General features: G+C 40.3%; 17 protein-coding genes. 9 read left to right on the plus strand and 8 right to left on the minus strand.

The annotated features are described in order from the left end of the window. Positions 1-23 precede the first annotated feature (23 nt). The 4 genes from FEK29_RS11620 to FEK29_RS11635 all read right to left on the minus strand — a co-directional run bounded on the left by FEK29_RS11620 (position 24) and on the right by FEK29_RS11635 (position 3,520). Positions 24-1,892, minus strand: a complete 1,869-nt coding sequence (locus FEK29_RS11620; protein ID WP_138258604.1) for a feruloyl-CoA synthase — start codon at positions 1,890-1,892, stop codon at positions 24-26. A gap of 62 nt (positions 1,893-1,954) precedes the next feature. Then, entirely contained in the window at positions 1,955-2,323 is a 369-nt protein-coding gene (locus FEK29_RS11625; RefSeq protein ID WP_138258605.1) for a DUF7009 family protein, read from the minus strand. A 4-nt stretch (positions 2,324-2,327) separates the two neighbouring features. Next, positions 2,328-2,912 (minus strand): precorrin-2 dehydrogenase/sirohydrochlorin ferrochelatase family protein, encoded by a 585-nt coding sequence (locus FEK29_RS11630; protein ID WP_138258606.1) that lies wholly within the window; start codon positions 2,910-2,912, stop codon positions 2,328-2,330. A 20-nt stretch (positions 2,913-2,932) separates the two neighbouring features. Then, complete coding sequence (locus FEK29_RS11635) at positions 2,933-3,520, minus strand: DUF4202 domain-containing protein (protein WP_138258607.1); 588 nt, start codon at positions 3,518-3,520, stop codon at positions 2,933-2,935. A gap of 272 nt (positions 3,521-3,792) precedes the next feature. Here FEK29_RS11635 and FEK29_RS11640 point away from each other — a divergent pair, with 272 nt between their 5' ends. From FEK29_RS11640 to FEK29_RS11680, 9 genes are all read left to right on the plus strand, one after another. Continuing rightward, complete coding sequence (locus FEK29_RS11640) at positions 3,793-5,286, plus strand: DUF1593 domain-containing protein (RefSeq protein ID WP_240042739.1); 1,494 nt, start codon at positions 3,793-3,795, stop codon at positions 5,284-5,286. A gap of 144 nt (positions 5,287-5,430) precedes the next feature. Continuing rightward, positions 5,431-7,362, plus strand: a complete 1,932-nt coding sequence (locus tag FEK29_RS11645) for a tetratricopeptide repeat-containing sensor histidine kinase (RefSeq protein WP_138258608.1) — start codon at positions 5,431-5,433, stop codon at positions 7,360-7,362. Between the two features lie 32 nt (positions 7,363-7,394). Continuing rightward, positions 7,395-7,613, plus strand: a complete 219-nt coding sequence (locus FEK29_RS17960; protein ID WP_154918731.1) for a hypothetical protein — start codon at positions 7,395-7,397, stop codon at positions 7,611-7,613. A 313-nt stretch (positions 7,614-7,926) separates the two neighbouring features. After that, complete coding sequence (locus FEK29_RS11655; RefSeq protein WP_138258609.1) at positions 7,927-10,101, plus strand: alpha-glucuronidase family glycosyl hydrolase; 2,175 nt, start codon at positions 7,927-7,929, stop codon at positions 10,099-10,101. A 431-nt stretch (positions 10,102-10,532) separates the two neighbouring features. Next, on the plus strand, positions 10,533-11,747 hold the full coding sequence (locus FEK29_RS11660) for a site-specific integrase (protein WP_138258610.1): 1,215 nt from the start codon (positions 10,533-10,535) through the stop codon (positions 11,745-11,747). A gap of 88 nt (positions 11,748-11,835) precedes the next feature. Then, on the plus strand, positions 11,836-12,948 hold the full coding sequence (locus FEK29_RS11665; RefSeq protein ID WP_138258611.1) for a Fic family protein: 1,113 nt from the start codon (positions 11,836-11,838) through the stop codon (positions 12,946-12,948). Positions 12,949-13,424: 476 nt separating this feature from the next. Next, positions 13,425-13,835: a hypothetical protein gene (locus FEK29_RS11670; protein ID WP_138258612.1), complete on the plus strand. Its 411-nt coding sequence runs from the start codon at positions 13,425-13,427 to the stop codon at positions 13,833-13,835. Between the two features lie 3 nt (positions 13,836-13,838). After that, positions 13,839-14,180: a hypothetical protein gene (locus FEK29_RS11675; RefSeq protein ID WP_138258613.1), complete on the plus strand. Its 342-nt coding sequence runs from the start codon at positions 13,839-13,841 to the stop codon at positions 14,178-14,180. Beyond that, positions 14,170-16,437 carry a S8 family serine peptidase gene (locus FEK29_RS11680; protein WP_138258614.1) on the plus strand — a complete coding sequence of 756 codons (2,268 nt, stop codon included), beginning with the start codon at positions 14,170-14,172 and terminating at the stop codon, positions 16,435-16,437. The genes FEK29_RS11675 and FEK29_RS11680 overlap by 11 nt, the downstream gene beginning before the upstream one ends. A 146-nt stretch (positions 16,438-16,583) precedes the next feature. Here the strand turns inward: FEK29_RS11680 and FEK29_RS11685 are convergent, their stop codons facing one another. From FEK29_RS11685 to FEK29_RS11700, 4 genes are all read right to left on the minus strand, one after another. Further along, positions 16,584-18,887, minus strand: coding sequence for a relaxase/mobilization nuclease domain-containing protein (locus FEK29_RS11685; protein WP_138258615.1), 2,304 nt, complete (start codon positions 18,885-18,887; stop codon positions 16,584-16,586). Further along, positions 18,884-19,270: a hypothetical protein gene (locus tag FEK29_RS11690; RefSeq protein ID WP_138258616.1), complete on the minus strand. Its 387-nt coding sequence runs from the start codon at positions 19,268-19,270 to the stop codon at positions 18,884-18,886. The genes FEK29_RS11685 and FEK29_RS11690 overlap by 4 nt, the downstream gene beginning before the upstream one ends. A gap of 598 nt (positions 19,271-19,868) precedes the next feature. Next, on the minus strand, positions 19,869-20,114 hold the full coding sequence (locus FEK29_RS11695) for a hypothetical protein (protein ID WP_138258617.1): 246 nt from the start codon (positions 20,112-20,114) through the stop codon (positions 19,869-19,871). A gap of 2 nt (positions 20,115-20,116) precedes the next feature. Then, positions 20,117-20,386 (minus strand): helix-turn-helix domain-containing protein, encoded by a 270-nt coding sequence (locus tag FEK29_RS11700; RefSeq protein ID WP_138258618.1) that lies wholly within the window; start codon positions 20,384-20,386, stop codon positions 20,117-20,119. Positions 20,387-20,611: the final 225 nt, after the last annotated feature.

Raw genomic sequence — 20,611 nt, forward strand, 5'->3', positions numbered from 1 at the left:
ACCTACGGTACATTCTTGATCCGCTAGTAGTTCGTTTCCAAAATACCGGGTTCCAAGTTGTGCCCATATAGTTTGGCCACCAAGGAACTCCTGTGCTTTAAAAAAGCATACTGATTTATGGATCCTTTTTCCGTTACTTCTCCCCTTTCAGGTGAAAGTTCAAAATCGGCAATGAGGGCACGCTTTACTTTTGTGGAACTGCCTGTACTGTTTTGGGCAAGGGTATCCAGCATTTCCTGTACACGGTCCCGTATGGGGAGGGAATGCGCTGCATTGGAGTCGGTCGTTTGACGTTCGCCACCCAAAAAATCCGCACAATATCCCAGATTCAGGAATAAAACGGCCCCTACAAAATCTCGGTCATGCCCCGTGATGACAACATCCTTTACCAAACCTTTGCCTTGGGCTATAATGTTATCTCGGAGATTTCCCACATTGACCCAGGTTCCCGTACTTAATTTAAAATCTTCGGCTATCCTACCATCGTAGCGCATGCCTACATTGGGGTCGCCCTCATCAATGAATTTTAAAGCTTCCGAGGTTTTATAAAATCCTTCCCGGTCAAAAGCATTGGCGGTGGCTACCTCATTTTTCCAGTAGCCCGGCGTGATATTGGGTCCCTTGAACCTTGCCTCCCACCTATCCCCCATGGGTACCAGTTTCATTTCCAAACCTGGAACCGGCACCCCCAAAAATCCGGCCTTGCTGTCATAGGCGGTACAAAACATGGCAGACGGGCTAGATTCCGTCATCCCAAAACCGGATGAAATCAATATCCGTTTGCCTGTAGTCTGTATGGAAAGTCTGTCAAGTTCGTCCCACACTTTTTGTGAAATACTGGCTCCGGCATAAAAAAGCATCTTCAGTCTGGAAAAGAACGTCTGCCGCAAATCTTCATCGGTATTTAAAAAGGGCAAAAGCTCCTCAAACCCTTTAGGTACGTTAAAATAAACCGTTGGGGCAAAACCCTTTAGATTTTTAATGGATTGCAGCATTCCCGTTGGGGTTGGGCTACCCTCATCGATGTACAGGGAACCTCCATTGTACATGACCAACCCAAAATTATGGTTGCTACCAAAGGTATGGTTCCAAGGCAACCAATCCATCAACTGCAAGGCACCGTTCTGCACAAAGGGAAAGGTCTGGGTAATCTGCTGCCAATTCGCCGTAAGGTTACCGTGGGTATTCATGACACCCTTGGGCAGCCCTGTGGAACCACTGGTGAACAATACCTTTGCCAAGGTTTCCCTGCCTATTTTATCGTAGGCCTCCGCTACCTTGGGTGTCGATTTGGTTTTTAAGAGATCCTCGAAACGGTCCGACTCCGGCATCCCATTTTCAACAAAAACCAATCGGGTATTACGGGTGTTGCTGGCTACGCCATCCAACGCCTTTTTATAGGCATTTCCATCCTGAACAAAAATCAATTCGGGGTCCAAAACATCCAAACAATGCTTCAGTTTTTCAAAACTATCCGATTTCAAGGAGTACGCGGGACTAATGGGCGCATAAGGTATCCCGATATGCATGGCGGCCAGTGCCAATAGTCCATGTTCAATACTATTGCCGGAAAGCAAGGCAATGGGCCTGTCTTTTGAGGTCACGGTATCCAATAGATACTGCCCGATTCCCTGAATTTTCTGCCAAGCTTGCACATAGGTCAGCGTTCTCCAGTCTCCGCCATCCTCACGCTGGGCCAAGAAAATGGCTTTAGGTGTTGTATGTGCCCAAAATTGTAAACGTTCGGTGACCTTTACCGGGTGTTGCCCCAGAGGAATTTTGGATTTCAGATAATTAACGCCCTTTTCCCCGACCCGTCTCTCTATATCAATGGAAATTGTTGGTACCTCCAAATAGGGAATGTTATCGGTCACCCAGGTCTGTTCGCTCATAACGTAATTGAATTGACCATCTGCTTGACGGTCCAGAGGAGGTAAAAATAGTCAATCAAGCCCTATTTTGACAATTTCGGGTTTGGATAATTGTCAGATTGGTCTTCATCGGTATTATCCATACACACAAAATCCTTTTCCAATAAAAGCGACAAGGTGTTGCCCTTTGAAGTTTTTATTTCCGAGCTGAAACCCACTATTTCGTTTTTAGGCCATGCTGAGCTTTTGTCCTTGTTCAGGTACATGGTGATGGTGTCGTTTACATAGTCGGCATGCAATTCTTGTATGGCCTGATCTGCCTTAATCGCGTACACAAAGGTCCTTTCCCCAAAGAGGGTCTCCTCTTTGTAATATCCCGTTTGCGCCAACGTTTCCACTTCACTTTTTGTGAGTCGATAGCGCACCGTATTCCCTTGGATTCTAATTTTCATAAGTTCATTTATTCTTCTTTTCAACCAAACCTTTGGTGAATTCGTTTAAGGTTTCCACTTTCTCCTCAAAATCGCCCTTGATGGTCTTTCTGAATTCATTGAGGTTTTTTACCAAATCATCAATATTCTCAGGGATGACGTCCTCAAAAAACTGCCGAAGTCTTTTGGCGGTCGTGGGGGATTTTCCATTCGTGGAAATCGCCACTTTTACGTTCCCCTTGGTGACGATACCTCCCATGTAAAAGTCACAAAATGGAGGGTTGTCCGCCACGTTCACCAAAATACTTCGTTCCCTACAATCATGGTACACTTGCTCGTTCACGGCAACATTATCCGTCGTGGCAACGACCATATGCTTGCCTTCCAAATAACTTGGGTCATAGTATTCCTTATGCATCACCACTTGCGCAGTTTGGGCCAATTGCACGGTCTCCTCCCGAAACATGGGGGAAACCATTTCCACCTGCGCATTGGGGCTCGATTTTAGCAAAAAGGTCAATTTCTCCAAGGCCACATTGCCTCCGCCCACGATCAATATTTTTAGGTTGGAAACCTTTAAAAAAATAGGATATAGTTCATTTCGCTCCATATGCTCACATTTATTCTCATTTATGACAAGGCCTTTTCCACGAACTCCTTGGATGTTTGTGACAAAGGGAGTTTCAATGCGGCCTCCTGTCCCTTTTTCGACATTTTCCGCCAGGTCTTTTGTAAAATATCCACCACCTTTTCCTCTGGATGCTCCCTGGCAAAGGGCTCAAAGTAAAATTCCAAAAAGACCAAACAAATGACATCTTCCAAGGTTTGGGTTTCTGCGTTTCGTTTCAGTTGTTTTTTTTCCAACAGAAATTTCACCTTGCCTATTGTTTCCGAATCATATCCAACTTTTTCCAATATTTCAGAGGCTTTTTCGGCATGAAACTTTTTAAGGTACTGTCGCCACTTCAAATAACCTGTCCGATTTATTTCATAGGATTCCCTAGGAATTTCCCACCTACAAATGTGTTGAGCCCTTACCGTTAAGCGCAAAACTTCTGAGGCATCAGGGGCAAATTCGTTGAGTTTTTCGGTCATCCTAATGGCATACAGCACTTCTTTGGGATATTCCCTTCCCATGAAAAGCTCCTTGTTTGGATCCTTTGAGTTTGCAAGGTCAAAGAGCTCAAATGCCTTCAATAATTTGTTGGAAGTTGCCATAATCGGAATTTTAGACTAAGATACGATAATGATTCGTCGCTGTAAATGGACCGAATAAACTAACTGGATGCCTCTGAAAATACCTATAATATGTCTTTTCCAAAATTTGAATTTTCATATCTTTTCAAAGTCGGAGTTTACGCTTCCATAAAACATACTGAATGACAATACATTACCGCATGAAACCCTAATCGAGGGATTTGTTATGCTATGTTAAATACCTCTATAAAAAGAAATGTTTAAAATCAAGCAATTAATCCAATACTAAACGTGTGAAAAATATCCTATTACTTTCTCTAGGTTTGGCCTTTATCACTATGGCTTGGGCCCAGGAAACCATGAAAAGAACCATTGTGACCACCGATGGTGAAATTGACGATGTAGATACCTTCATCAGGTACCTCCTCTACTCCAATGAATTTGAAACCCAGGGTTTGGTCTATTCCAGCTCCATGTGGCATTGGAAGGGTGATGGTAAGGGTACTACATTCACGTCCGAAATGGAAATGACCAAAAAAATCTATGGCAAGGACCTTACGGACCTACGATGGCCGGGAACCAATTGGATACAAGAGCTTTTGGCGGAATATGCCAAGGTCTACCCAAACCTCATAGGCCATGATAGCAATTATCCTTCCCCGCAAGAATTATTGGACTTGGTACGCGTGGGCAATATCGATTTTGAAGGGGAAATGGCCCAACGTACAGAAGGTTCAAAATTGATACGAGAAAAGTTGCTTGATGATGACGATAGAGAGCTGTTTTTACAAGCATGGGGAGGTACCAATACCATTGCCAGGGCCTTAAAATCCATTGAGGAAGATTACAAGGACACCCGGGACTGGAAAGATATCAAGGAAAAAGTCTCTAAAAAAGCCATTATTTATACCATTATGGACCAAGATGCCACCTACAAAAACTATATAGGACCCAATTGGCCGAAGATTAGGGTTTTCTACAACGCGAATCAGTTCTGGTGTTTTGCCTATCCTTGGAAACAAGTGGTTCCCAAAAGTCAGCAACCTTTTTTAGAGGGAAGTTTTATGGGCGCCAATATTATCAATGACCATGGTCCCCTTCTAAAAAAATATTATTCCTATGGGGACGGACAAAAACAAGAAGGAGACCCCAATCATTTTGAGGGCGATATCACTAAAATTGCCAACACGGAACGCGGGAGTTTCTCCAAATATGACTTTATATCGGAAGGCGACAGTCCCGCATTTTTACATTTATTGGATGTAGGATTGAACAACTACGAAGACCCTTCAAGAGGTGGATGGAGCGGTCGATTTGTGCTTTCCAAGGATAACCCGTACCGATATGAGGATGGGGACCATGCGGCTGACCTAAATCCCGAAACGGGCAAGATGGACAAAAGCTATCCCCAAACCCGATGGATAAAAGCCATGCAACTCGATTTTGCCGCTCGTGCGGATTGGTGCGTCAAAACCTTTGAGGAAGCCAACCACGCACCTGAAGTTATCATAAAAGAAGGGCTTTCCATAACCGCTAAAGCGGGTGAAATCTTCAACATTCACGTTGCTTTAAATGACATTGACGGGCATCCTGTTTACCTGAAGGCCTGGTGCTATGACGAGTCGGGTGACGGTCATGCCGAGGTTAAAGTGGAGAACGCTATCGTTACCGTACAAATACCCAAAACGGCCAAAAAAAAGAATCAATTTCATATTATTGTTGAAGGGACCGATACGGGATTTCCAGCATTGACACGATATCAAAGAGTCATTGTTTCTGTATTGTAGCTCAAAATGCGAAAAATTAACTTTTCAAAAATGTGTTTCTTTAGGGCAACGAAACAATATTGATTTATATTAAACGGTTGAACATACTATTTTAAGAGGGCAACCGTTCAGTTATAAATAATTTCCTACAAATCCCCCGGAAATATGAACATTTTTGGTTTTCTAACTGGAATACGGTCCAGGAAATTCATTTTCCTATTAATTCTATTGATAGGAACAATTGTACGCTCGCAAACCGTAAAGGAACTTGAATATTTACTGACCCAACCAGAGCTCACTTCCAAGGAAAAAATTGAAATTCTTTATACCCTTAGTAGGGAATTGACGTACGTAGATAATTTAAAATCATTAAAATATGCCGAAAAGGCGTTGCAGTTATCTATAGAATTGAAGGATGAAACAGGTATAGCCTACAGCTACAGGATATTATCCAGTATATATGCCATAAATGATAATTATTTTATGAGCACTGAATATATTCATAAGGCCATCGATATTTTTGAGAAAAATTCCAACAAGGAGGGATTGGCGAACTGTTATATTTCCATGGGACATATCTATCGCATTCTTAACAATCGCTTACAAGAAATAAATTACCACAAAAAATCATTCGAGATTTTCAAGGATTTGGGTATCACCGAAAGAATAGGGGTATCGGCCCATAATCTAGGAGAAAGCTACTATAACAACAAAGACTTGGCCGAGGCCGAAAACTTAACCCGGTATGCCATTAAAATAAACGATTCCATACGTAATCTACCCGTTCTTTCAAGTTGCTTTAAAGTTATGGGACTTATAAAGGTAAACGATGACCAAATCGACTCCGCTAAACATTATTTTAAAAGTATACTCAAGATTTCCGAGGAGCTAGGTAAAAACTCCCAAAAGGTTGCGACAGTGGAGGCAATGCTTCAACTAGCCCAAATTGCCAAAAACGAAGGCGATTCAAGTCTTCAATATTCTTACTTGGAAAGCACCGAGGCATATTGCAATAAATTTCATTTGAACCAGCCCTTATTAAGGGTATATAAAGACTTACAGGCTTTTTATTTGGAACGGAGCAACCTAGAAAAGGTAAACTACTATTTCAATGCCCATAATGAACTCTCTGAATCCATTAAAAGAATTCAACTGGAGGATAGAAATAGGTTGACGCAAAGTATGGCCTCTATACATACATTGAACAGAACCACCCAAGCTTTGGAAAAGGAAAATGCCGCGCAGGCCTCAACGATAGTATATAGAAACATTAGTATAATCATAATTCTCTTATTTCTTATTGGATTCTTCCTTGTTTTAAGAAAATTGAAACGCATCAACAAAGAACTAACGGAGCAAAATGAAACCATTCAAACGCAAAAAGAAGAACTACAGGAACTAAACGCCACTAAAAATAAATTCTTCAGCATTGTAGCACATGACCTTAGAAGCCCTTTGACCTCTTTAAAATCCTTCATTACTGTTCTGGTTGATCATCTAGATTTATTAAGCAAGGAGGAGATATTGAATATGGGAAAACAACTAAGTTCATCTGTTGATAATACACTAAAAATGACGGATAATTTGATTATCTGGGCCAAATGTCAAATGAACGTGCTGGAGGACAGAACGGAACTAATTTCTTTTAAGGAAATAATTGATGAAGTGACGGAAATTTTTATGGTGATAGCATCTAACAAAGGGGTAGCACTTGAAACTTCCGTAATAGGTAATCCAAAATTTATGGGAGATAAGAACCAAATTGAGTTTGTAGTTCGAAATTTGATAAATAACGCCATAAAATTTACTCCCAAGAATGGCATTGTCAAACTATCCGTTACCCATACTTTCAAGGAAATTAAGATCATAATATCAGATACAGGAATCGGTATGACCCCTGAATTCAGAAAACAGTTATTTTCGGTACAAAAACCAAAAGGAAGGAACGGTACCAACGGTGAAAAAGGAAGTGGGCTTGGACTGGTACTCAGCTCAGAACTCATAAAAAGGAACCATGGTGATATACATGTGGATAGCGTTGAGGATAGAGGAACTACGATTACTGTAACCTTTTCCGAAAATCAAAAAGTAGCCTAGGTATACAAATCCCTATCTTCAAAAAACAATTGATGTTATCTAGAGACTTAAAAAGTAGCATGTTTCGGGTTGTCATCATGTTGCCCAGGACAGTAACGAAATCCCTGTTAAAAACCTTTGATTATAAGAAATTCGTGAATGTGGACGAAATAATTTTAGGATGCCCTAGTCCTTACAAAATTGGTAAAGCCTCTGCTACGGCCACTACAGGTATCCAAGGTTTCCAATCCATAGGATTATGCGGATTTTGAAGCAAATAGGGACTGGATTTATAAATAAGGTCATAGGTGAATTCATAAGCCTTATCAGTAGCTTACTCATTGTTTTCCGTTTTACCAAAATTCCCAAAGGATATATAATCCGAATAGGAAAATCAACGAAAAGCTTTTAGTTAGCTTCATAAAAAAAGGGAATTATTGTACCGTTGTACGGGGGGTGGGACCATTTTTTAATCACCATATTTTGTCTTTCCAAAATATATTGTGTGAATACTATTAATTAACTTGTTTAACCCGCAAAGAATTAGCAATTTGGCATAAATTGAATACTTCTAAAATACATCAAATGAAACTATGTAGGTTTTTTCTAATATTCCTATGCTTTTACAACTTAGAAACAAACGGTCAACAATTAAATGATTATAAGCTCTGGCTGAAATATGAACAAATTACCGATTCCAAATTATCGGCTTCCTACAAAGATATAAGCTCCAAAATAGTTGTTGGCGAGAGCACGCCTTCGCTACTTAATGCCAAAGAAGAACTAGCGCTGGCCCTGCCTCAAATGCTTGGTACGGACATCGAGTTTTTGAGTGCGATCGATAAGGGCAACGCCCTGATCGTGGACGTTTATCAGAATCTACCGGTAGACCTTAAATCGGCCGTATCCAAGGAAATGATGGATGTAAAAGGCGATGGTTTCGTTTTGAAATCTGTCAAATTAACAAATAAAAAAGTTACAGTAATCACCGCCAAAACGGATCTTGGGGTTCTTTATGGTACATTCAGATTTCTACATCTTATGCAGTCCCAACATCTCCTCGATGATTTAAAAGTTGTAGACAATCCTAAATTGGACATTCGAATGCTCAACCACTGGGACAATCTGGATCGTTCAGTGGAAAGGGGCTATGCGGGATTCTCACTTTGGAACTGGCAAAAATTACCTGAATATGTAGACCAACGCTATATTGACTATGCCAGGGCCAATGCCTCCGTTGGAATAAACGCTACCGCACTTACCAATGTTAATGCAAACGCCTTGATTCTTACTCCCATGTATCTTGAAAAAGTAAAGGCCTTGGCAGATATCTTTAGGAGCTATGGCATCAAAGTATATTTGACAGCACGTTTCTCCGCTCCTATGGAAATCGGTGGACTGGAAACTGCGGATCCCTTAAATGCCCAAGTACAACAATGGTGGAAAGATAAGGTCAAAGAAATTTATGCAATCGTTCCAGACTTTGGTGGTTTTTTGGTTAAGGCCAATTCCGAAGGACAGCCCGGACCCCAAAATTATGGTAGGAATCATGTTGACGGTGCCAATATGATGGCAGAGGCCGTAAAACCCTTTGGGGGCAATGTCATTTGGCGTGCCTTTGTCTATTCAGAACATGACGATACGGATCGTGCCAAGCAGGCCTATGACGAGTTTTTACCGTATGACGGTAACTTTATGGACAATGTTTTGGTGCAGGTAAAAAATGGCCCTATAGACTTTCAACCAAGGGAGCCCTTTCATCCTATGTTCGGTGCCATGAAAAAGACACCGCTAATAATGGAGTTTCAGATAACCCAAGAATACTTGGGGTTCAGCACTCATTTGGTGTATTTGCCCAAACTTTTCGAAGAAGTCTTGGACGCCGATACTTTTCAGAAAGGGGAAGGTTCTACTGTAGCAAAAGTCATAGACGGAAGCCTATATGGGAACAAACTGACAGGTATGGCGGGAGTCTCCAACATTGGTACTGATATCAATTGGACAGGCCACCCTTTTGCACAGGCCAATTGGTATGGTTTTGGACGTTTGGCCTGGGACCCTTACCTAAGCGCGAACACCATTGCAGAGGAATGGCTAAGGGCCACCTATTCCAATGAAGAGGAATTTGTGGATCCGATAAAGGAAATGATGCTAGATTCTAGGGAAGCGATAGTTAACTATATGAATCCGCTTGGTCTGCACCACATATTCGATACCGGTCACCATTACGGACCGGGTCCTTGGGTCGACAATCTAGGTAGACCGGATTGGAACCCTGTTTATTATCATAAAGCCGATTCATTAGGAGTTGGTTTTGATAGAACGCCAAGCGGAAGCAATGCCACGGAGCAATACGCATCCGAAATTGCCGTGCAGTATAATGACCCAAAAACCATACCTCAGGAATACCTGTTGTGGTTTCATCACCTACCTTGGGATTATAAGTTGGAAAATGGTGAAATTCTTTGGGATGCCATCGCATTAAAATATCAGGAAGGTGTGGACCAGGTAACACAAATGATCAAAACATGGGATCGTATGAAACCTTATCTTTCTGAAAATGAGTACAAAGAGGTGTCCATGTTATTGGAAATCCAATTGAAGGAAGCAAAATGGTGGCGAGATGCCTGTCTCCTCTACTTTCAGACCTTTTCCAATCGTCCTTTGCCCACAGGTGTAGAAAGGCCCACGAAATCCTTGGAATATTTTAAATCCTTAAAGTTCCCATTTGCACCGGGAATACGTCCTAGATGGGATTAAATTATTGATGTAAGTTAGAAACAAGGTACTACGGCTACGGATTGGCGGCCAAAGATTCCTGTTAGTTCTATACTAAAAAACCTCAGTTTTTAGATGTGATTTTTGTATGCAGATCAAAATGGTAAATTGTACTACCTCAAATACTGAATTTCAAATTTCGAATTGAATATATATTAAGTATTTTGTAGAGTACAAATAAAAAGAGGTTTACAAAAAATAATTTGTAAACCTCTGATAATCAAGTCGGGGTGGCAGGATTCGAACCTGCGACCTCCTGCTCCCAAAGCGGCCTTTTTATGGTTTGATATGGTTTATAAAAAATTATAATTATTCTGTATATCAATTAGTTATAAATTTTATAAAATCATAAACGACCATATAAAACCATATTTTGAGTGCAAATTGAGTGCAAATTTTAGTATCTTGAGGTTATGAAAACAAATATAACCCTTTCCCTTGATGCCCGGCGAAAAAGAAAAGATGGTACCTGTCCCATTATATTTCGATTGAGCCATCACCGCAAAACCATAGCCATTCCATCTGGCATTTCTGTACCTCCCGAATATTGGGACCAAAAGAAAAGGGAGGTCAAAAGAAATTATCAAGGTGTAAGCTCGGTTACCCGACTGAACAATATGCTCACCAAAAAGAAGACGGAATTTACAGATTGTATCAATGCTTTGGAGGAAGAAGGCCGATTAGAAGGTCTAAGTATATTGGAATTGAAGAATACGTTATCCCGACCATCGAACAGTATTTCCTTTTTTGAGTTTACGACGACCTTGATCGCCGAGATGAAGGAAGCCAAGAAATTTGGGAATGCCCGGGCTTATCAGCAGGTATATAACGTCCTAAAGACGTTTAATGGAACAGGAAGCCTTCGATTTGAGGAAATTACCTATCAGTTTCTAAAACGCTTTGAAACGGCGCATTTGAAAAAAGGAAATAGTATCAATGGGCTTTCCATGTATCTAAGAACAGTAAGGGCTATTTATAATAAAGCGATTACCCAAGGGCTGGTTGCACAGGATAGATACCCGTTCACCCGTTATAGGATAAAATCAGAACCCACGGCCAAACGTGCTATTTCCAAGGAAAAAATAAAACGGATTTTGGAGTTGGAGTTGGAAACTGCCTCTCCCCTGTTCCATGCTCGGAATTACTTTATATGCTCCTACCTTATGAACGGTATTTCATTTATAGATATGGCCTTTCTCAGGTTAAGTAATATTGTCGATGAACGAATTCAATATCGTAGACAAAAAACTGGTAAGCGGTATGATATAAAAATTACGGAGCAACTTTCTCCTATTTTGGATTTTTACCTTATTGATAAAAAGGATGATGATTTTATCTTTCCGGTAATTAAACGCACAAAACTTGAAAACCAACACAGGGACATTCGGGATGCCCGTATCAAATACAATCGTCGGTTAAAGGAAATTGCAAAGCTTTGTGATATTGAGGAAAACTTGACCAGTTATGTAAGCCGCCATTCTATGGCGACCAATCTCATATTAAGTGATGTACCAATCAATGCATTAAGTAAAATGTTAGGTCATAGCGACTTACAGACTACTCAAATCTACATCAAAGACCTCCCGACCCACATCATGGATGAATATCAGGAACGACTTGAAATTTGAACTGGTTTATATGTTCAGGCTAAAAGAAAACAAAATATAGCCCAAAAAATTTACTATTTTTGAGCTATAAACCACTGTAATATAGCTCATGGCTCGAAATATCTGGAATTGGCAAAGCGAAGAATGGCCCCATTTTTCCTATGATAAAGACGCACTTTCCACTTTGGAACTTCAATTTTCCCAAAATACGGGAACGGTCTTGGGTGCGCTGAAACATGTTCGTGTTGAAGAAAAAAACACCTTTCTGGTCGAGGTGCTGTCCAGCGAGGCCCTGAAAACTTCTGAAATCGAGGGAGAATACTTAAACAGGGATAGTATTCAATCATCCATCAAAAACAATTTGGGATTCTCCACGGACAAGCGCAAAGTGCCTCCTGCCGAGTATGGAATTTCCGAAATGATGGTCGACCTATACCACCATTACGACACACCCCTTACCCATGAACAGCTTTTTCAGTGGCATAGAATGATTACCAATGGTAGACGTGATTTGACCGACATTGGTAAATACCGCACCCATTCGGAACCCATGCAGGTCGTATCAGGGAGGTTGGACAGGCCCACGGTACATTTCGAAGCTCCTCCGTCGGAAAGGGTTCAAGAGGAAATGGAAAAATTCGTTTCGTGGTTCAACAAAATACATCAAGAAAAGAACCTCCTGCCCCTTGCACTTTCCGGGCTGGTACATCTATATTTTGTCTGCATCCATCCCTTTGAGGATGGCAACGGCCGAATAGCAAGGGCCTTGGCAGAAAAATCTTTAGGAATTAGTATAGGGCAGCCCGCTCTGATTTCGCTTTCCAAAACGATCGAGGCCAAAAGAAAAGACTATTACGATGCCTTGGAAGCCAACAACAAAAACCTTGAGGTCACCGATTGGCTGCGCTATTTTGCCCGGACTGTTATTCAGGCTCAGGAGGATACGTTGATAACGATTGACTTCATCATCGAAAAAGCCAAATTCTATGACCGATTTGCCCCTGAAATGAACGAACGGCAGAAAAAAGTCATAAAACGACTATTCGAGGCCGGGCCAGAGGGTTTTACAGGAGGTTTGAGTGCGGACAATTATACCAAAATAGCCAAGACCTCGGCTTCCACGGCAACTAGGGATTTGGGGGATATGTTGCAAAAAAGAATGGTGATAAAAACGGGACAACTTAAGGGCACTAGGTATTACTTGAACCTCAAACCTTTGTAGGTTGCCTTGGATTGCCGTTAGGTCACTTTGGTCAATTTTCGGTTCTTCTTCTCCCTATCCATAAAAAAACGCCCGTTAGGGCGTACGTGTTCAATTTAGGTTGTCAAAAAATCTATCGACGAGTATAAAAACGAAAGGTGAAATTGAAGGAATTAATGTTGTTTCTCATTTAAAGACCTTAACAATTGTTTTTCAATAGTTTAATGGGATTATTTTTTTTACGACATGTATTTTGAATTGGGAAATTTCCTATATTTACTATACTTAATTCTTAATCTTATGCGGGCAATATAATCAACATCTGGCATCTTGCCCATCGGTGGACAAAGCCAACTTCAGCATCCCGCATTCCATTTTCAAATTATCTTGACAATTTTTCCCTTTTCAAAATCTTTGAGGGTTTAGAACCTTTCATGATGGAAAATTGTGATTGGTAATAGTCAAAAAAACATATTAACAACCTTAAACCAAAAATTATGATTTGGAAAGTATGGTGTCCAATTTTAGTCATACTCCTTCTTATTGGCTGTAATAAAGAAGACCTTCCTATTGGAGATCCCCAAGAGGCAATTTTGGGTAGATGGCAGATCACCCATTTGGGAAACGGCTCCAACCCTCCCGAATATGATGGAAATGGCAGTTTTATCGAATATTTGCCAGATAGCATCATGCGCATCGGAAATCCCGGCGAAGAAATTATTGTTCAAAGGTATTGGTTTCAGAATTCCCTTTTAATGCACGAGTCCAGTTATATAGACGTGATAGATAGGGACACATTAACCTTTATTGACAGCTTTAAGTATGAGTTCCAAAACCGAAACAGGCTTAGACTGGACTGGCAGGTCAACGCCATTTTCACAACATCCATTTATAAACGAATCGACTAAATCATGAAAAAGAATCTAATAATAATGCTTATAACAACAATTGTCATACAAGGTTGCAGTAACGACGACGATAACCTTCGTTTAAATCAGATGGGAACCGTTCTTGTGGAGACTTCTTGTAATACCAAAGAAAACAATCTTGCCTATACTATAGACGTTGATGGCTTGAATGAGGTAGAATTCATCATTACAGCTACATTGCCCGAGGAATTTAAGCAAGAAGGACTAAGAATTCAATTTGATATGAAACCCTCAAAAGATGGTTTGACCATTTGTACCGACAATTTTTTTCCTAATCAGTTTTATAAAATAAGTAACGTTAAATTATTACTAGATGAAAATTAGATTTACTTTTAGATTGGCATTTTTTTTATTTCTAATAAATTCATTAAATGTCAAGGGTCAGAATTATTATTGGGGGGCGAATAACAAAATAACACTTGAAGTAGATACGACTTCTATAATAGTAAGAGCTGAAATTGAATCTGAGATTGAGAATAGTCTTTCGAGATTACAGAACTTGGAAACTATTGAAAGAATAAATCAAAATACTCTCTTAATAAGATTAAAACCCAGCTTCAAAAGCATTGAAGGTCTAAGTTCTATAACTGGCAATTTATCATATTCATTTTTCGATGATTCAGGCCATATGGTAATTCCTACTGGAGAAATTCTATTTATGCCTAAAAAGGGTGTTTCATTAAATGATATAAATAAACTTGTAGGTGGACAATTTGAAATTGTAAAAGAAAAATATGGAAGTTTTAGGGTCTTTATAAATGAATATAAAAATCTATTATCTGTATCAAATAAAATTTATGAGAGTGGGCTTGTAGAATATAGCCATCCTAATTTTATTATGGAACTTATAAAATCTCAAAATGACCCCTTGTACCCAGATCAATATTATTTAAACAATACCGGGCAGTTTGGTGGAAATGCAGGAATTGATATTAATGCCCCTCAGGCATGGGCATTAGGAACAGGACTTTTTGATGTGAGGGTAGCAGTAATAGATGATGGTGTTGAAAACCATCCCGACTTAAATGGCAGGGTTGTACAAGGATTTTCCCCAAGAAATGCAAATGGGTTTGGTACACCTACAGCTCCCTCCGAACACGGCCAAGCCTGTGCTGGAATAATAGGAGCTACAAGAAACAATAGTGAGGGTGTGGCGGGGATTTATTCGTGTGCAACCATTGTGCCCATAAACATTTTTGTTGGAAACGAATCTACTGCTGATATTGCAGATGCCATAGATTGGGCATGGGATGAAGGAAATGCAGATGTCCTAAGTAATTCTTGGTCGTATCCATCAGCAACAGTTTATTATGACAATATTGCACAAGCAATCGGGCGTGCTCGTACATTGGGTCGAAATGGTAATGGTTCTGTAGTTGTATTCTCCTCCGGGAATTACCATCCTGGAGGAGGGGAACCTATCCAGTTTAACGGTGTAGCTTTCCCCTCTAAAGTGACTGGTGTCATTACTGTAGGCGCAATTACAAATACGGGTACTATCCAAGGATATAGTAGTAGAGGTCCAGAAATGAACTTAGTGGCTCCCTCAGGGGGAGGTAATGTACGTACAACTGATCGCCCAGGTGCACCTGGTTATAATGGAGGAAATTATACCAATACTTTTGGGGGTACGTCGGCGGCGTGCCCTCAAGTATCCGGTGTGGCAGCATTAATGTTGTCATTGAATCCTAATTTGACCGAACAGAATTTAAAGAATATACTCCATACTACAGCTTACCCTATGGGACCTACAGGTTTTGACAACACATATGGCCATGGTAGGTTGGATGCCCAAAAGGCAGTTCAATCTGCTATGTTGCCGATTAATGGTTCAAATAGTATTTGCACAACAGGAACCTATACTGTGGCCAACCCTGCAGGAACTACCGTAAGCTGGAATGTTATACCCACAAATGCACTTAGTTTTTCTGGTGGAGGTAGTTCTAAAACTTTTACTAGGGTAAATAATTTTACTGGAAGCGTTACAATAAGAGCAACAATAATGGGATCCGATGCTAACTGTGAGTTTGCAGTTTTATCGAAAACTGTTCTAGTGGGCACTGCAATCACCGTTACCGCCCCAAACATGGCGGATGCTTCGGGCGGCCTGTCGGTATCTGTAAGCAACGGTACGGGAAATTACAAATATTACAAGAATGGTGCCCTTCTGTTATCATCAGGTTCGCCATCCGTATATCTCAATTGGGGTTGCTCAGGAGGGCTGTTGAAAGTAACCTGTAATACTAATTGTGGAACATCGGAAGGCACAAGAACTATCTATCAAAATTGTGGCTCATATATGATGGCAGTATATCCGAACCCATCAAGTTCGGAATTGTTCATAGTCTATGATTATGAGAAATCAAGTGACGAAAATGGGGGACGAATCCGGTCTGTTACCGAGCAGGGCCCATTAAAAACGGAAATCTATGATTTTTATGGCAATTTGATTATGGCTAAACAATTTGAAAAGTCCAGTAATGTGCCGAGAATCAATATATCCGACCTAAAACAGGCTACCTACTTTTTAAGAATTATAGGTAAAGAAATCGATGAAGTACACCAGATAATAAAGGAATAGGTTCCTCATTTCATAAAACAATTAAAAATCGAGGGATGAATCCCCCGATTTTTCTTTTGAAAGGACTCTTGCTAAATTATTGACATTTGATAGTCGCGAAAAACTTAAGATTTTCGGACCATTAAATAAATATCAATTTTTTAGGATTAAAATGTAATTCCCTTACTCTTCTTAAATTTTGAGTAGTTGGTCAGCTCATCCTTGAACCCGTTGTACATTTCCTCCGTTTTGTTACCGCTACCGCCCAATAACGAATTAATGGCGTAAACACCCTTTTTAAGCAAACGGTTTTGTTGGACACTTGCTTTTTGTTGGATCATATGGTTCATACATTTTCGAAGTCCGTTGTCCATATGGTGCCGGACCACTTCCCAATGCAAGTTGGGACGTACATTTTCAATTGTGAGCATATATGCGAAATTATCGTATAGCCCCTTTTCCATCAAATGTCCTGCCCATAGGTTTTCGAGCTTATTCCTGCCTTTTTCAATAAGGTCGTTGATGACGGGTTGTTGCCCTTGTAATGTTGTGGCCAAATCGGGAATCGAACCCAGATACTGGCTCGTCCGTTTCGGCAGGGTACAACTAGATTTGTTGTCCGTATAAATAGATTTGACCTCGATTCCTTTTTCCCCTTTGACAAAATAGAACCCTTTGGCATTGAAAAGGGCGATATAATCTTTCGCCGATTTCTCGAAAGGCTCATGCATACGTTCGGCATTCTTAATATACGAACCCAGGGCGACACTTTCATACTGCTTTTTATAATCGGCATCCATTCTATCATACAGTTGAGGAAAAATCATTGGTAGGAACATGGCAGCTGCCGTCAGCTTAGGACTATTTACGGAAGACTGCTCCGTCAACATTTCCAACATCAAATGGTTTTGGCGGACAAAACCCGAAGACACATATTTTTCCATTTCCTTTGGAAAAGTTAGATTGCCCAATTTAACGGGTACGATATGCTTGTCTGATTGGGTAAAGGACAATTGGTTGTCATGGTACTTTACGCCCAAAGCTTGGAACAATAGACGGATACTTCCCTGTTCCGTACCGACATTGAAAATCCGCTTTTCCAATATGTTTCCTATAAGTTTGAACTTGTCATCCAATAGTGCCTTCTCCTTTTTGTTCTCAAGTTCGTATATCTTTTTTCTGACCATGGGGAATTCATTTTCCATGACTTTCCTGAATTCCGACTTTTGGTTCCGTGGAACATAACGTTCCAAGAAACTATATTTTTCCGAAGCCAATATTGCTGGGACGACATCTTCTAACTTACTTTTCATGATATGTTCCGATAGCAACCCGTTCTGCTTCGGAGATTTCAGATAGGATGTCGTCAATGCCTCTTTTATTGTTTTTTGGACTTCCAATTTGAACTGCTTGCTCTCGGTATCGATTTCTGTGAAGGCATCGCCATTACCAAAAATTTCCAAACGGTTCTGCATCCGTATATTTTTGCCGAGTTCCCGTGCCTTGAACACATATCGTGATTTGTCATAGATGGTATACCCTTCTATAATATCTTCCTTTATGTCCAGTTTGATGTCGATGTCCTGATATTCCTTTAGCACGGCTTCAAGGTCATGCGGACGGATGGTCTTGAAAAGATTATAAGTGGTCTCTATTTGTTTCAAGAGCCGTTGTCGGTATATCGGCAAAAGCTTCGATTTTGAATGTACATCGAATACTTTTTGAAGTTTTGGGCCGCTCAACCCTCTATGCACTTCGGAGCCGTTAATAAATCGGGTCTTATATCCCTTTTGGTTGTTTAGCCCATAAGCGACCCCTATCCTTCCCGTTTTGTTCTTTGTGGTCCTTATCTCTATATGATACCGTTTTACCAATCGTGCAAGTTCATCAAAACTGCGCACCTTGTATTTTTGGTTAATGCTGTTCAGGACATCCTGTAGATAGTACTTCGTTCCTTTTTCCGCTTCCATCCCGAATTGTTTTTCCGGCAATCGGTATATCGGTAGTTGGCTTTTCTGTTTTTTGGTCGGTGCAGGTGTAAGTCCGTATTTTTTTTCGAGGTGTTGCCTTATTGCAATACTTCTTTTGTGGCTATTATAGATTCCGAGTACTTTTCCGTCTTCCTTCACTGTAGTGGTTACAATATGTACGTGCTCGTGCTTGGTGTCGTTGTGGCGCACCACTACATAAGGTTGATTTCCAAAGCCCATATTTTCCATATACTCCTCGGAGATTTTATAGAAGGTCCTATCGTCCAAATGTTCGCCATGGGGAAGGTTCAAACTGATATGGGCATACCGGTTCTTGGTGGCGTTGCGCTGTCCTTGAAAATACAGCACGCTCGCGAAGAATTTTGGGGATATGCTTTGGGAAAACGTATTTCCATAGCCAAGAATTTGCATACCTTCCTTTCCGAAGACATAGTTCAATGTTCCGGTACAGGTTTGGCCGTAAATAATCTTTGCTATCATGCTGGTTTTTCTACCATCGTAATTTTCAATAGTGTGCAAAGCAATTCGTTCGTTTTTTGTATCTCGTTCTGCAAACTACTGTTCGGGTTTCTCAAATTTTTATGGTGCGCTATCTTTACAAGTTGGTTGATATTGTTTCCTATTTTGTTGATATGGTAGGCAAGGTTTGAAGTATCTGGGAGCCTATCCTTTTCTTCAGATATACTTTGCAAAACCAATCTTCTTAAAAGCGGACTTATCGTTCCCCTTTGCGAAATATCGAGATTATAGGATTCACAGATTTTTCGCAATCTTTCATATTCGGAATCGTTGAAACGCAGCATTATGTTATGGAATCTCTTCTTGTTTCCCAATCGTTTCCTGCCTCTTTTCTTATGTTCCATTTTGGTTGCTTTTTAAGCAAAACACTTCGCCAGAAGTAGCCAATTCTAAGTTACTTAGAATGTACCTCGCTATCCGTTTCACGGATAAATATAGATAATCATATTAGTTTTTAACCAACTTATAATCAATTATTTACATCATAAAATCATATGGAACCATATCAATATAGATGGGTACAAGTCGAACTTTTATATGGTCCAATATGGGAATTGAAAATCTGGTAAATATCCGTCGATGACGGTTTTGTGGGTAGGGAGAAGAAAGGTAAAGCGGTTTTTGCGCCGCTTTTGCTTTCGCGCGGCTCCGAGGGGGTTCAAAAATATGGAACGGAAAGACTTGAGCGGCGGACAGGCGAAGCGTGTCCGAACGGAAGGATTGGAGTGGAAGATTTTTGAACTTCCGCAGGGAGAGGTATTAGAGGACTAATTTGATACTATAGAAACTTTGATTATTCTACTATAGCTTTATAGCTATATCCCTATAATCATATGCTCATTTCATCATTTGGCCATATGAAGATTTAAAATTGGGAAAGTTGGCTTCTTTTTTAGTAACTAATTGTTACAGAAGCAAGGACTATTAAATTGGATTATAGATTCAAAGTCCTAAACCTTTGCCCTTTCTACCTTTTTCATTTTTTTCTACTGAATTTTGCTGCCTTTTGTTCTTTGCAAGTTTGGCCTCTTCAATAAACTGTTGCATACCCAAATGCATAGGGTTTTCGGGTATTATTTTTTCTTGGTTATGAAGTAAGGGAACTTTGAGATTTAGTTCGGCGGCAACTCGATAGCCCAAATTGAAGGATTTTTTAAACGTTTCATCTACTTTGATATCTTCTTCCATAGTCAAAAAGTTTCTCGGGCGTGTTTTTCGATATATTCCATAATCGATTCCCTATAGTACAGTATAATTTTCTTTTGGGGCTGGGAGAACCTAATCTTCCCCTCGTCCCTAAGCTTTTGAAGTGTTGTAGTCGACTTGATTCGTAAAATGGACATGGCCTCTTCACCATCAATCCATCTGTCGAGCGTATCCTGCCTTTTCGATTCTACATGTTCGATAACCTTGGTGAACAAGGCATAAAAGGCTTCTTCTTGTAGACAGACGACTTGCATAGGTTCTTGAAAAGAAAATGGATTTTTTAAGTTACTGTATTTCTTGTTTTGGGAACTTCCATTTCGACCAGTCGTTCATTAATTCGTTGTGGAGCTTCGTTTATCCAATGTTTGATACAAACCAAGGTCTGATATGATTAGTTTAACCACCTCTTTATTAAAACCATGAATGACCGAATAATAATTGTCTTGACTCTGTAGGTCAACATTTTTTTCAGAAATAGT

The sequence above is a fragment of the Maribacter aurantiacus genome (genome assembly GCF_005780245.1).
In the GTDB taxonomy this organism is placed as follows: domain Bacteria; phylum Bacteroidota; class Bacteroidia; order Flavobacteriales; family Flavobacteriaceae; genus Maribacter; species Maribacter flavus.

Coding starts and splice junctions, on each gene's coding strand:
- FEK29_RS11620 (WP_138258604.1), bottom strand. CDS start 1,892: ATGAGCGAACAGACCTGGGTGACCGATAACATTCCCTATTTGGAGGTA.
- FEK29_RS11625 (WP_138258605.1), bottom strand. CDS start 2,323: ATGAAAATTAGAATCCAAGGGAATACGGTGCGCTATCGACTCACAAAA.
- FEK29_RS11630 (WP_138258606.1), bottom strand. CDS start 2,912: ATGGAGCGAAATGAACTATATCCTATTTTTTTAAAGGTTTCCAACCTA.
- FEK29_RS11635 (WP_138258607.1), bottom strand. CDS start 3,520: ATGGCAACTTCCAACAAATTATTGAAGGCATTTGAGCTCTTTGACCTT.
- FEK29_RS11645 (WP_138258608.1), top strand. CDS start 5,431: ATGAACATTTTTGGTTTTCTAACTGGAATACGGTCCAGGAAATTCATT.
- FEK29_RS17960 (WP_154918731.1), top strand. CDS start 7,395: ATGTTATCTAGAGACTTAAAAAGTAGCATGTTTCGGGTTGTCATCATG.
- FEK29_RS11655 (WP_138258609.1), top strand. CDS start 7,927: ATGAAACTATGTAGGTTTTTTCTAATATTCCTATGCTTTTACAACTTA.
- FEK29_RS11660 (WP_138258610.1), top strand. CDS start 10,533: ATGAAAACAAATATAACCCTTTCCCTTGATGCCCGGCGAAAAAGAAAA.
- FEK29_RS11665 (WP_138258611.1), top strand. CDS start 11,836: ATGGCTCGAAATATCTGGAATTGGCAAAGCGAAGAATGGCCCCATTTT.
- FEK29_RS11670 (WP_138258612.1), top strand. CDS start 13,425: ATGATTTGGAAAGTATGGTGTCCAATTTTAGTCATACTCCTTCTTATT.
- FEK29_RS11675 (WP_138258613.1), top strand. CDS start 13,839: ATGAAAAAGAATCTAATAATAATGCTTATAACAACAATTGTCATACAA.
- FEK29_RS11680 (WP_138258614.1), top strand. CDS start 14,170: ATGAAAATTAGATTTACTTTTAGATTGGCATTTTTTTTATTTCTAATA.
- FEK29_RS11685 (WP_138258615.1), bottom strand. CDS start 18,887: ATGATAGCAAAGATTATTTACGGCCAAACCTGTACCGGAACATTGAAC.
- FEK29_RS11690 (WP_138258616.1), bottom strand. CDS start 19,270: ATGGAACATAAGAAAAGAGGCAGGAAACGATTGGGAAACAAGAAGAGA.
- FEK29_RS11695 (WP_138258617.1), bottom strand. CDS start 20,114: ATGGAAGAAGATATCAAAGTAGATGAAACGTTTAAAAAATCCTTCAAT.
- FEK29_RS11700 (WP_138258618.1), bottom strand. CDS start 20,386: ATGCAAGTCGTCTGTCTACAAGAAGAAGCCTTTTATGCCTTGTTCACC.